Origin of the sequence: Nocardia mexicana NBRC 108244 (genome assembly GCF_001613165.1) — a bacterium.
Classification (GTDB): Bacteria; Actinomycetota; Actinomycetes; order Mycobacteriales; family Mycobacteriaceae; genus Nocardia; species Nocardia mexicana.
Genome location: NZ_BDBV01000159.1, coordinates 1 through 11,491 on the forward strand (window position 1 = coordinate 1; position 11,491 = coordinate 11,491).

Genomic DNA, 11,491 nt, shown 5'->3' on the forward strand with positions numbered 1-11,491 from the left:
GCCGGCGGCGGCGTCCGCGTCCGCGCTCGTTGTCGACGCGCTGCACGAGATCGTGCACGGTGATCGGGCCGCCCGTTGAGCTGGACGAGTCGTCGGCGTGGCGGCTGCGGCGTGTGGAGGGGTCCTCGTCGCCGTCCGGGGCAGGGTAGCGCTCCCACGGTGCGCGACCACCGGGCCCGGGCCCCTGCCCGCGCCGTTCGTCGTCACCCACCAAGGAACCTCACTTTGCTCGTCGTCGACCACCCGGATCCGATGTGTACCCAAGCGTGGGTGAAGCGCTCGAAGGCGCACAGCATCACCGGTTCCCGTCATGATAACGATTCAGCCACAACGGGGCAGGTCGGGATTGCACAGTCAAGGGTGCTGTGTGTTTGCTGGGATGTTCGAGAGTTTGCCGCCCCCTCCGGCGCACACCGAGCCGTTTGCCAGCTCGTACGGACGCGAACTCCACCCTCGAATCGATCGCCGCAGATTCGCCCCACCAACATTACGATGCTGTGTTGACCGGCCCAGGAGCGTCTCGGAGCCTCTTCGGCACTCCCTGCCCGACCTCCCTCGCGGAGACGGCCATCTCATCCGCCAGCAGAGGACCGCGCGGCGCGTCCGCGCGATCATCCAGCGAGCCGCCCGACAGTCTCGCCCAGCCCGGAGAGCCGTCGCAGCAACCCGCACGAGTGCTGTAGTCGGCGGGGTGTCGGACGGATTGCGGGGCAGGTCCACCTTGTCAGGGGAACGGTTGCTCGCGTACATGACGTCAGCGGTTGCCTGTGGGGACCGCCGCAGCCTCGAGGCCGTCGCGGGGTCCGCCCGGCAGGCTCGGACTCGGTGGAGGGCTTGCTTCAGCCGCCCGAGTGCATGACGTCGGCGGCGGTGGGGACGGCGGCGTCTTCGGGATCGTCGAGCCAGCCGTGGGGGAGGCTGACCTTGCCGGGGGAGCCCTGGCGGCCGCGCGGGCCCTCCGCGTCCTTGGGGAAGGGGGCGGTGGGGTCGAGCTTGCCGATCAGGTCCTGGAGTTCGGTCAGGGTGGAGACCGTGGCGAAGGCGCGGCGCAGTTCGGCGCCCACCGGGAAGCCCATCAGGTACCAGGCCATGTGTTTGCGCAGGTCACGAAGGCCCTTGTCTTCGCCGTCGTGATCGGCCAGCAGGGCCGCGTGCCGATACAGGATCTCGCCGACCCGGCCCAGATTCGGGCCCGCGGGGACCGGCTCGCCGCGCAGGGCCGCCTGTAGTTCGGCGAACAGCCAGGGGCGGCCGAGGCAGCCGCGTCCGACCACGACGCCGTCGCATCCGGTCTCGGCCATCATGCGCAGCGCATCGTCGGCGCTGAAGATATCGCCGTTGCCGAGCACCGGGACGGTGGTGACGGCCTCCTTCAGCCGCGCGATCGCCGACCAGTCGGCCGCGCCGGAATAGCGCTGGGCCGCCGTGCGGGCGTGCAGCGCGACCGCCACCGCGCCCTCGGCCTCGGCGATGCGCCCGGCGTCGAGGTAGGTGAGGTGGTCGTCATCGATGCCGATGCGGAACTTCACCGTGACCGGCACGCCGGCGGGTTCGGCGGCGGCGACCATGCTGCGCACGATCGACTCGAACAGCCGCCGCTTGTACGGCAGCGCGGCACCGCCGCCGAGGCGGGTCACCTTCGGCACCGGGCAGCCGTAGTTCGTATCGATGTGGTCGGCCAGGTTCTCCCCGACGATGATCTTGACAGCCTCGGCCATGGTCTTCGGATCCACGCCGTAGAGCTGCATGGAACGCGGACGTTCGTCGGCTCCGAAGCTCATCATGTGCATGGTCTTCGGATCGCGTTCGACCACAGCCCGGGCGGTGATCATCTCGCAGACGTAGACAGATGTGGCGCTGCCGAATTCGCGGCACAGTGTGCGAAAGGCGACGTTGGTGATCCCGGCCATCGGGGCCAGCACCACCGGCGGATCGACCGGATAGGGGCCGATCCGCAGCTGGGGCGTGGCCTCGACAACGGCAGTCATGATCTCCAGTGTCTCAAATACCCGCTCGTGGCCGGGGTCACCGGGTCACTTCGGGCCAGGCAGCCACGCGCCCGCGCCCGTGCGCGCCCCGTACTCCGCGCCCCAGCACGCCGCCTCCTTGAGCAGCACCGCCGGGCCCGCGGCGAGATAGGCCCGGCGGGGTGTGTCGTCGCGCCGGGTGATCTGGACGACCGCATCCTTGCGCCCGAGGCTGACGCCGACCCCGACGTATCCCATGGAGTACGGCTCGGGCTCGAGGCCCCGGACGATCCGGGCCAAGGTGTCGGCCGCATGCGCGCCCTGCGGCCCGGCCGTCTGGCAGGCGAAGCGAGAGCCGGGCACCGCCGCGCAGTCGCCCACGGCGAAGATGCGCTCATCGGTGACGCTGCGCAGGAACTCGTCGACGAGGGCGCGGCCCTCCTGATTCACCGCGAGGCCGCTGCGCGCCGCGAGATCGGGGACGCCCGAGACCATCGCCCACAGGCTCAGGTCGGAGGTGAATGCCCGCCCCGACCGAAGGTGCACGAGGCCGTCGGACTCTCCTTCGCCCGCAACCACCTTCGTCACACCGTCGTCGACGATGTCGACCCGCAGCCGCTCCAGCCCCGCGCGTATCCGGCGGCGCGCTCCGGGCGAGAAGCCCCCGGCGACCGACGAACCGACGATGCGCACCCGGAGATCCGTGCGGGCGGCGGCGATCTCGGCCGCCGTCTCGATGCCCGTCGGCCCACCCCCGACCACCGTGACGAGGCTCCCCGCGGGCAGCGCGGCACATGCCGCGCGGGCCCGCTCCGCGCTCTCCCACACGCCCACCGGGATGGTGCCCGACAGCGGCCGCACCGTGCTGCCCACGGCGAGGAATGCGTAGTCGTAGGCGAACTGCTCGCCGTCGTCGAGGGCGACGGCGCCGTCGGCGATCTTGTCGACGTTGCCCACCCGTGCCGTAATCCCTTCTCGCAGAAGCGATGTGATCGGTGCGGCGATATCGCCGGTGCCCGCGATGTGCTGGTGCAACCGCACGCGCGGGACGAATTCCGGCCGCGGGTTGATGACGGTGATCTCGGCCTCGCTCACCTTCTTGGCCAGCCGGTTCGTCGCGATCATGCCCGCGTAGCCGGCGCCCACAACTACGACCTTCATATCGGCCTCCTCTTCGGCGTCACTGAACGGGCATACGTCGCCGGAACCTCGATCGCTGTGACAGCCCGGGGTGTGTGATGCGTGCCACCGGGCGCACCGGGTGTCCCGGTGTCACATATCCGCGATCGGCGGTGTCTCGGAGAGGACAGGGTTCGGGTACGAAGGGAGTCGGCCATGGCCGGTACATCGGCCGCGGAAGGTCGCGATGCGGGCGAGGATCCCGCCACGGCGGCCTTCGTGACCCATCGCAACCTGCTGTTCACGGTCGCCTACGAGATGCTCGGCTCGGCCGCCGACGCCGAGGACGTCGTGCAGGAGACCTGGTTGCAGTGGGCGGGCGTCGATCTCGACGCGGTGCGGGACGAGCGCGCGTTCCTGGTACGGATCACCACGCGCCAGGCGCTCACCCGGCTGCGCGTGCTCGGCCGGCGCAAGGAGTCCTATGTCGGATCCTGGCTGCCCGAACCGCTGCTCACCGCGCCGGATGTGGCCGAGGACGTCGAGCTGGCCGAGAGCGTGTCCACGGCGATGCTGCTGGTTCTGGAGACTCTGACGCCGGTCGAGCGGGCGGTGTTCGTGCTGCGGGAGGTGTTCGATCTGGAGTATGCGGAGGTCGCGGACGCCGTCGGCAAGAGTTCGGCCGCGGTCCGTCAGATCGCGCATCGGGCGCGGGCCCACGTGGATGCGCGGCGGCCGCGCGGGGTTGTCTCCCCGGCCGAGACCCGGGTCGCGCTCGCCGCGTTCCAGCGGGCGGTCGAGACGGGTGACCTGCAGGGACTGCTGGACATTCTCGCGCCGGATGTGGTCCTGCTTGGCGACGGCGGCGGGGTCGCGCACGCCGTGCGCAGGCCGGTCGTGGGAGCCCGCCGGGTCGCTCGCCTGGCGGCCCTGCTCGCGCAGCGGTTCGGCGATTCGGTATCGGCCGAGCCGGTGCAGGTCAACGGGTGCCCGGCCCTGATCGTCCGGCTGGACGGACACATCGACAACGTGGTGACGATGCGGATCGATGACGGCCTGGTCACCGGCGTCTACATCGTGCGCAATCCGGCGAAGCTGTCGCGGGTGGCCACGGAGACCGCCGTGAGCAGATGAATCGGTGCCCGCCGCTCCGGAACGGCAGCCGGTCCGGAGCGGCGGGGTAGTCGATCAGCCCGCCGAGCTGGAGGCCAGCTGCCGCTCGCGCTTGGCGGCCTCGCGGGCGAGCATGCGGTCGCGCTGCTCCTCGAACTTCAGCACGTCCTGGCCCAGCTTCTCCAGGAACAGGCCGAGGCGCTCGCGGGTCTGCTCGCCGCGGGCGCTGAAGTCGTCGCGCTCGAAGATCTTCCACTTCTTCAGCACCGGCTGGACGACCTCCTCCAGGTGCTGACGCAGGTCGTAGATGCCGTGCTTGGCCATCAGCACGCCGTTGCGGCGGAAGTTGGGCATGCCCGCGCCGGGCATCTGGAAGTTCTCCAGGATCAGCGTGATCGCCTCGAGTGCCTGGTCGGGGGACAGGTCCAGGGCCGCACCGCACATGTTGCGGTAGAAGATCATGTGCAGGTTCTCGTCGGCGGCGACGCGCTGCAGCATGCGGTCGGCGATGGGGTCGTCGCAGACCTTGCCGGTGTTGCGGTGCGAGACGCGGGTGGCCAGCTCCTGGAACGTCACGTAGGCGACCGAGTGCAGGAACCCGGCGTCGGCCTCGGCGGGCGAGGCGAAGCCGTTGGTCATGTGAACCATCCGGGCCTCTTCGAGGGCGACCGGGTCGACACCGCGGGTGACCACCAGGTAGTCGCGCATGACGATGCCGTGGCGGTTCTCCTCGGCGGTCCAGCGTCCGACCCAGGTGCCCCAGGCGCCGTCCTGGGAGAAGTTCTCGGCGATCTCGCGGTGGTAGGAGGGCAGGTTGTCCTCGGTCAGCAGGTTCGTGATCATCGCCGCCTTGGCGACCTCACCGAGCTTCGACTGCGACGGATCCCAATCCACGCCCCCCAGCGCGGCGAAGTTGTGCCCGTCGTCCCACGGCACGTAGTCGTGCGGGTGCCATTCCTTGGCCATCGACAGGTGGCGGTTGACGTTCTGCGCGGCAACCGGCTCCAACTCTGTCAGCAGTTCGAGTTGAGTCAGATCCCTTGCCATATACATTGCCCTTCGGTGTGTCGTGCACTCTTGCTCGTCAGTCCCCCTTGGCCGTGCCGCCGCGGCCCATACCTTACGGCACCGTAGGTGTGATGCGAAACGCATCTGGGTGACTTCACAGTGTCCGTGATGGAACTCATATGGCGACGTCGGGACGGGTACAACGGTTCCGAGTCTATGCGTCCGGGCCGCGCCGTGCTGACTATCGTTCCCACGCGCGAAGTGTTAGCCCGGTCGCGAGAAACCGCCCGCCGCACGTGGCGCCGGGCGGTCCGGGCGGGGTGTCAGCGCTTGCCGCCGAGCAGTCCGCCGAGGATGTTCCCGAGGGTTCCGCCGGCGTTCTTGCCCAGCGCATCCGAGATCGCCCCGCCGATGCCGCCGCTCTTGCCACCGCCGCCGAGCAGTCCGCCCAGAATGTCGCCGAGGCCGCCGCCCCCGGTGCTCGGGGCCGGTGCCGGCGTCGTGCCCGCCCCCGCGGACCCGCCCGCCATCTGCTTGCTCAGATACGCGAGCACGATCGGGGCCAGCAGCGGCAGCACCTTGGCGACGAGTTCGTTGCCGCCGGAGCCCTCGGTCGCGCCCAGCGCGTTGATGACGGTGTTCTTCTCCTGGCCGAAGACGTTGTCCACGATCTGTTCGCCGGAGTTCGCGTCGACCTGCTCGATATCGACGCCACCCGCCAGCAACCCGTCGTCCTGATGCTGGTCGACCAGGCCCTGGACGGTCTGTTCCCGCTGCGGATTGCCGGTCTGTGCCTGCAGACCGCCGAGCAGGGCGGGCAGGGCGGTCTGCACCGCATTGGTCGCGGTCGCCTCGTCCACGCCGAGCTTGTCTGCGATCTGTCCGATCGGAACTTGGGAGAGCAGGTCATCGAACGAATTCATGGCTGAAGCCCCTCTCGTGGGATGGACCGGTGGCCACCGGATGTGCCAACAGTAGGCGAGGGGTCCGGCCGAACGCGGAAGATTTGCCAGGTCGTGATCGGCGAGCGACGAAGGGCCGGAGCGCTGCGGCTCCGGCCCCTCGGAAAGGTGCCCCCACCAGGGCTCGAACCTGGGACCTGCGGATTAAAAGTCCGTAGCTCTACCAACTGAGCTATAGGGGCGCGGATGGCAAGTCTAATGCGCCGGGTACGCGAGCGGTAACCGGTATCCGGGTGCCGGGGTTTGTGCTGGCTACCCACTCCGCGTCCGTGTTCGGCGGTCTCGCCACCGGTGGTCGGGCGGTGCGGGATCGGTTGTGCTGTCGGCGTGGGCATTCGGCCGCCGCGCCGGACTGTGACCCCGGACAGCGGCTGGTGCGGCGGAGCAGTGGCAGCGGTTCGACGCCGTCGGGGCAGTGGACGGGCACCGCGGCGCATGGGCGGGCCGAGCACCGGGCAGCGAAGCGGGACATGCTGTGCGCGCGATTGATACGCGGCGGGGCCGTCGGACGATACGCCCCGAGGTGCGGATTCGGGGTCCAATTGCCCCCGAAGTTGGGGGCAAACACCTTGGTTCCCAATTTGTTTGAGAGCAGAAGTGTGGAAATATCAACCAAACGTGGTGCGTGGCAACGTAATTGGTAGTGGAGGTGAGTGTGTCGGCGGATCGTCCGGGGGGACGACGGGAACGGAGGCGGATGTGTTGGGCGGGCGGCGGGTCGCCGGGGCCGGGTCGGCCCGGGGATGAACGGTGCTGGGGCGCGGCGGAATTCGCGAAAGGAACCAATCACCCACACGGTAGCCGTGTATTTGCCGGTGTTCGAGAAACGCAATCGGGCGAACTGACTCGCCGGTACGCCCTACGGTGGGTACTGATTCGGGGTACGGTGACCGCTTGGTGAATTCCGGAAGAACCGGGAGTACCCCGGCGGGATGGGATTCGGCCTATGGTTGATGTGCCCGACGATGTCGCGACCGGTCAGACCCGATCGCGACGCCCTGGAGATTGCGTCGCAGGAGGCAGATCCGAGACGAAGAAAACGCCCGGGTGCGCACCCCCTGCGGCGCACCCGGGCGCCGAGAACTATACCAGCCAGCGTGTTTCAGGTTTTCTCGCGAGTTTTCGTACCAAAAGTTTGAAAAACCGGGCGGTAGCCCGAGTTGAAGTATTTGAAAATCTTATAACTTCGCGTCGAGGACTGCTCCCCACGGGGGTCCTTCCGACGGCAAGTAGCTTCGGAGGCGTTTCGAGCATGGCACGGCAGCAAGAGCGGGCCCGCCGGACACGTGCGGCGATCATCAGGTCCGCCGCCGTTGAATTCGGGAAGAGCGGCTATGCCGCGGCATCGCTCAACCGCATATTGGAGGGATCGCGCGCCACCAAAGGCGCCATGTACTTCCACTTCGACTCCAAGGAGGATCTGGCGCGCGCGGTGTTGGACGCCGCGGTCGAACGCTACCGCGCGACCACGGAAAGATGGCTCACCAGAACGGATCTCGGATCCCTGGATGTGCTGCACGGCATGATCGACGAGATCGCGCTGCGGCTCGAGAACGACATCATCATCTAGGCCGAGTTCCGGCTCATCATCGAACCGGAGTTCTATCGCGACGTCCAGGCCGGCGGCGGGCGCATCCTCGGGCGGGCCACCCGGCTGCTCGCGGTGCGTGCCGTCGACCAGAAGCAGCTGCGGCCCGACGCCGACCCCGACCGGTTCACCCGCACCCTCGCCGCCGCCCTGGCTGGTCAGCGCTACATCATCGACCTGCTCGGCGGTGGAATCGACCTGCGGTCGCGGTTCACCGAGGCGCTGGAAGTGATCGTCGAATCCATGGCCACCCCCGAGTGGCTCGACGAGTTCCGGCGCATCGGCTGGCGCGCGTCCGCGCGAATGGAGGATCTCGGAGTCTGAGGCGCAGCTGCGCGGGTCCCGCCGGTCGGCGCCCTGACCAGCCGATTTGGGTTTCACGATCGAGCTGTCATAAGCTATGCGGGCTCCCAACGGAAGCCGTTGAGAAACGGTCCGGAGAGATCCGGCGGGCCCCCTTCGTCTAGCGGCCTAGGACGCCGCCCTTTCAAGGCGGTAGCGCGGGTTCGAATCCCGTAGGGGGTACGGTGGCGACACCGTTGAGAGCAGAGCAAGGCCCTGTGGCGCAGTTGGTTAGCGCGCCGCCCTGTCACGGCGGAGGTCGCGGGTTCGAGTCCCGTCAGGGTCGCAAGACATAGCTAGGCATTCGGTACGGGTGCCTCCGGCCAGGTAGCTCAGTTGGTACGAGCGTCCGCCTGAAAAGCGGAAGGTCGCCGGTTCGATCCCGGCCTTGGCCACCTTCTCAGGGGTCCCCTGTTCGTGGGACTTCGTCCACTCCCTTGTTCGAAGGTGATTTGTGGGGGCGCGGCCCCCACACCCCAGCCCGGGAGGGCTTCGCCCCCCGGACCCCCCCTTCCTCAGGTGTAGTTCTTGGCCAAAGGCGGTTTACCGGTTGTCAGGTTGGGGGCTTCGCCCCCGAGCCCCCCTTGCCGAGGTGAAGTCCCTGGCCAAAGGCGGGTACTGCTGGCAGGTTGGGGGCTTCGCCCCCGAGCCCCCTTTCCGAGGGGTAGTCCTTTGCCGAAGGCGGGGTACTGCTGGCAGGTTGGGGGCTTCGCCCCCGGGCCCCCTTTCCGAGGGGTAGTCCTTTGCCGAAGGTGGGGTACTTGCTGGCATGTGGGCTTTGCCCCGAGCCCCTTCTGGGGTGTAGTCGCTGGGCCGAAGGTGGGGTGCTGCCTGGCAGGTTGGGGGCTTGCCTGCGAGCTTCCTTCCGGGGTTGTAGTCCCTTGGTCAGGGTGGGCTGTTTGTTGTGGGGCCTTCGCTCCCGCGTTCCCGCTCTGGGGTGCGGGGCTTGTGCTGGGGGCGTGGCATTTAGTTGATGTGTCTTTCTAAGTTTCGGGGTGAGTGCTTCACTTCAATACGTTCACTGCGCGGGCTATCACCAACGACATGGTGATCAGGGATATGGCCGATTGGAACATCATTGTGGTCTTGGCCCAGCGGGTCATGGGCATGACGTCTGTGGGGCTGAAGGCCGTTGCATTGGTGAACGACATATAGAGGTAGTCGGTGAATTGGGGTTCCCAGTCGGGGTCGGTCAAGTTGGGGTTCTGCATCTGGACGAACAGGAAGTCGGGATAGGGGTTGCGGGCGTGGGCTCGGGCGGCGGGGCCGCCTCGATCGAATTCCCAATACCAGAGCGCGAATACGACGACATTGGTCAGCCAGATCGCGGCGCCGGAACCTAGCAGGGCGCCCGGATTGTTGCTGACTTGACCATCGATCAAGCCCATCACCAAACGGTCGACCGACCACGCCGTAATGAGGCCGAGCACGGTCGCCAGAACGAGGCTGCAGGTGCGCAGCCAGTTCTCCTCCCGATTGATCCGGGTCGGGTTTGCCACGATCAGCACGGCGAGCAACAGCAACTCCAGACCGGGGCCCAGCCATTGCGGATTCGGGGTGAACTGATTCGGGAGCAGGATTTGCAGCACGATGGTGACCAGCACGGCCGCCGTGGCCATCATCCGGGACTCGCCTGCCGTGCGGCGAGCCCAGGCGGGCACTTGGTCGTCGGACTCGTGGGCGGATCCGCTCATCCGAGCAGTATCGCCGGACGGGCGGGGCGGCCGGTGGGTACGCCACGCGTGTTGGGGGCGAGTGCTCCGGCGCGAGTGGGATGCTGGTGGCATGGGTGAATCCGATGACGCCTGGTACTACTGCCTGAAGCACCACCGCCCCGAGCAGGGAAAACGGTGCTGGTTCGCGGACCGCATGGGGCCCTATCCGGACCGGGCGACTGCGGAACGCGCCCTCGAGATCGTCCGCGAACGCAACGAGCGCGCGGACCGGGGCGACGACCACTGAGCTAACTCGTCCGCGTTCGGGGCGGTGGGCTACGGTTCCATGAGCAGAATCGTGCCCGCACGCGCGCGGGTGAGCAGAATCGGGTCGAATCGAGCGGAGGGCGACTTGTGAAGGTGACCGTGGTGGTGCCGACCTACAACGAGCGGGAGAACCTGCCGGTGGCGGTGGAGCGGCTGACCGCACTACCGGTCTCCGATCTGCACGTCCTGGTCGTCGACGACAGCTCACCGGACGGCACCGGCGACGTCGCCGACAAGCTCTCCGCCGAACTGCCCAGCGTCGTGAGCGTGCTGCACCGGACCGAGAAGGACGGGCTCGGCCGCGCCTACATCGCCGGCATCACCAAGGCGCTCGACGAGGGAGCCGACGTCGTCATCCAGATGGACGCCGACCTCTCGCATCCGGCCGAGGTGATCCCGGCCATGCTCGACAAGCTGGAGACCTCCGACGCGGGTGTGGTCCTGGGCTCCCGCTACGTCCCGGGCGGCTCGACCGCCTCGGAGTGGAAGTGGTACCGCAAGGCGCTGTCGGCCTGGGCCAACTTCTACGTCAACCTGATTCTGCGGCTGGGCGTCAAGGACGCGACCGCCGGGTTCAAGGCGTGGAAGGCCGACACGCTGCGCGCCATCGACGTCGCCTCGATCCACAGCAACGGCTACTCCTTCCAGGTCGAGATGAACTACCGGACGATCAAGCAGGGCATCGCGATCGCCGAGGTGCCGATCCGGTTCGAGGAGCGCACCAAGGGCGCCTCCAAGATGAGCCTCAGGGTGCAGCTGGAGTCGGCGCTGATGCCGTGGAAGCTGCTCTTCGGGCGCTCGGTCTAGCGCTGCGGCATCGGCTCGGGCGCGGGCCAATCGAGCAGGGTGTCCACGAAAAGCTGTCGGACCCGCTCGATTTCGGCGTCCATATCGCCGGGGTCCCAGCCGCCGACATCGATCGGCGGCAGCACCGCCACGTCGACGGTGCCCTTGCGCACGACCGCCGAATTGCGCCAGGCGATTTCGCCCGCGTTCCGGATCACCATCGGGACGATCGGCACACCGGCCTGAACCGCGATATGGAACGCCCCCTTCTTGAACGGGCCCACCCGCGGCGTCAGCGATCGAGTGCCCTCCGGTGCGACGACGATCGATAGCCCGCCGCGCAGGGTCTCCACCACCGGCGCCAGCGCGGCCCGCGCGCCCGCGGTATCCGTCCGATCGATGAATGTCGCACCCGCGAACCGCATCAGCGGCCCGAAGACCGGATTGCGGGTGACTTCCTTCTTCACGATTCCGGTGAACCCCGACCCCAGCACCTCGGCAAGCACCACCATGTCGAACTGGCTCTGGTGATTGAACAGGAACACCGCGGGCCGCGCGTCGCGGGCGTGCTCCGCGCCGGTGACCCGCACCCGCACCCCCGTGGCGCGCAGCGTGGCACCGGCG

The 11,491-nt window shown here is 68.2% G+C and carries 10 protein-coding genes, 4 tRNA genes and 1 pseudogene; 7 read left to right on the plus strand and 8 right to left on the minus strand.

All coding sequences use genetic code 11. The annotated features are described in order from the left end of the window. From NM1_RS42865 to NM1_RS40280, 3 genes are all read right to left on the minus strand, one after another. The coding region (locus NM1_RS42865) for a hypothetical protein (protein ID WP_157124124.1) at window positions 1-211 on the minus strand (211 nt) is incomplete at its 3' end. A gap of 628 nt (window positions 212-839) precedes the next feature. Beyond that, window positions 840-1,988, minus strand: a complete 1,149-nt coding sequence (dusB, locus tag NM1_RS40275) for a tRNA dihydrouridine synthase DusB (protein ID WP_068033040.1) — start codon at window positions 1,986-1,988, stop codon at window positions 840-842. A 45-nt stretch (window positions 1,989-2,033) separates the two neighbouring features. After that, the gene (locus NM1_RS40280; RefSeq protein WP_068033042.1) at window positions 2,034-3,128 is read right to left on the minus strand and encodes an NAD(P)/FAD-dependent oxidoreductase; all 1,095 of its coding nucleotides are present in this window, start codon (window positions 3,126-3,128) and stop codon (window positions 2,034-2,036) included. A gap of 174 nt (window positions 3,129-3,302) precedes the next feature. On the opposite strand from NM1_RS40280, the gene NM1_RS40285 reads away from it, so the two are divergent. Next, the gene (locus NM1_RS40285; RefSeq protein ID WP_068033044.1) at window positions 3,303-4,220 is read left to right on the plus strand and encodes an RNA polymerase sigma-70 factor; all 918 of its coding nucleotides are present in this window, start codon (window positions 3,303-3,305) and stop codon (window positions 4,218-4,220) included. 54 nt (window positions 4,221-4,274) lie between these two features. Here the strand turns inward: NM1_RS40285 and NM1_RS40290 are convergent, their stop codons facing one another. The 3 genes from NM1_RS40290 to NM1_RS40300 form a co-directional block, all read right to left on the minus strand. Further along, window positions 4,275-5,246 (minus strand): acyl-ACP desaturase, encoded by a 972-nt coding sequence (locus NM1_RS40290; RefSeq protein WP_068033046.1) that lies wholly within the window; start codon window positions 5,244-5,246, stop codon window positions 4,275-4,277. Window positions 5,247-5,530: 284 nt separating this feature from the next. After that, window positions 5,531-6,130, minus strand: coding sequence for a DUF937 domain-containing protein (locus tag NM1_RS40295; protein WP_068033048.1), 600 nt, complete (start codon window positions 6,128-6,130; stop codon window positions 5,531-5,533). Between the two features lie 148 nt (window positions 6,131-6,278). Next, window positions 6,279-6,351, minus strand: a tRNA-Lys gene (locus NM1_RS40300). Window positions 6,352-7,421: 1,070 nt separating this feature from the next. Between NM1_RS40300 and NM1_RS40305 the strand changes: the two are divergent. From NM1_RS40305 to NM1_RS40320, 4 genes and pseudogenes are all read left to right on the plus strand, one after another. Next, window positions 7,422-8,081, plus strand: a pseudogene (locus NM1_RS40305) (TetR family transcriptional regulator). Window positions 8,082-8,209: 128 nt separating this feature from the next. Then, window positions 8,210-8,282, plus strand: a tRNA-Glu gene (locus tag NM1_RS40310). Between the two features lie 29 nt (window positions 8,283-8,311). After that, window positions 8,312-8,385 (plus strand) — tRNA-Asp (locus NM1_RS40315). 35 nt (window positions 8,386-8,420) lie between these two features. Further along, window positions 8,421-8,494, plus strand: a tRNA-Phe gene (locus tag NM1_RS40320). Window positions 8,495-9,103: 609 nt separating this feature from the next. On the opposite strand, the gene NM1_RS40325 is transcribed toward NM1_RS40320, so the two are convergent. Continuing rightward, on the minus strand, window positions 9,104-9,721 hold the full coding sequence (locus NM1_RS40325) for a hypothetical protein (RefSeq protein ID WP_255286283.1): 618 nt from the start codon (window positions 9,719-9,721) through the stop codon (window positions 9,104-9,106). A gap of 163 nt (window positions 9,722-9,884) precedes the next feature. Here NM1_RS40325 and NM1_RS43275 point away from each other — a divergent pair, with 163 nt between their 5' ends. Then, window positions 9,885-10,061 carry a hypothetical protein gene (locus NM1_RS43275; protein WP_169814410.1) on the plus strand — a complete coding sequence of 59 codons (177 nt, stop codon included), beginning with the start codon at window positions 9,885-9,887 and terminating at the stop codon, window positions 10,059-10,061. A gap of 125 nt (window positions 10,062-10,186) precedes the next feature. Continuing rightward, window positions 10,187-10,888: a polyprenol monophosphomannose synthase gene (locus NM1_RS40330; RefSeq protein WP_068033052.1), complete on the plus strand. Its 702-nt coding sequence runs from the start codon at window positions 10,187-10,189 to the stop codon at window positions 10,886-10,888. Here NM1_RS40330 and NM1_RS40335 read toward each other — a convergent pair. Continuing rightward, window positions 10,885-11,491 (minus strand): lysophospholipid acyltransferase family protein (locus NM1_RS40335; protein WP_157124126.1); only part of this gene is annotated, 607 nt, incomplete at its 5' end. The two genes, NM1_RS40330 and NM1_RS40335, sit on opposite strands and share 4 nt — an antisense overlap.

Bases quoted from the DNA above. Each gene is read 5' to 3' on its own strand.
- dusB (WP_068033040.1), bottom strand. From the start codon at position 1,988: ATGACTGCCGTTGTCGAGGCCACGCCCCAGCTGCGGATCGGCCCCTAT.
- NM1_RS40280 (WP_068033042.1), bottom strand. From the start codon at position 3,128: ATGAAGGTCGTAGTTGTGGGCGCCGGCTACGCGGGCATGATCGCGACG.
- NM1_RS40285 (WP_068033044.1), top strand. From the start codon at position 3,303: ATGGCCGGTACATCGGCCGCGGAAGGTCGCGATGCGGGCGAGGATCCC.
- NM1_RS40290 (WP_068033046.1), bottom strand. From the start codon at position 5,246: ATGGCAAGGGATCTGACTCAACTCGAACTGCTGACAGAGTTGGAGCCG.
- NM1_RS40295 (WP_068033048.1), bottom strand. From the start codon at position 6,130: ATGAATTCGTTCGATGACCTGCTCTCCCAAGTTCCGATCGGACAGATC.
- NM1_RS40325 (WP_255286283.1), bottom strand. From the start codon at position 9,721: ATGATGGCCACGGCGGCCGTGCTGGTCACCATCGTGCTGCAAATCCTG.
- NM1_RS43275 (WP_169814410.1), top strand. From the start codon at position 9,885: ATGGGTGAATCCGATGACGCCTGGTACTACTGCCTGAAGCACCACCGC.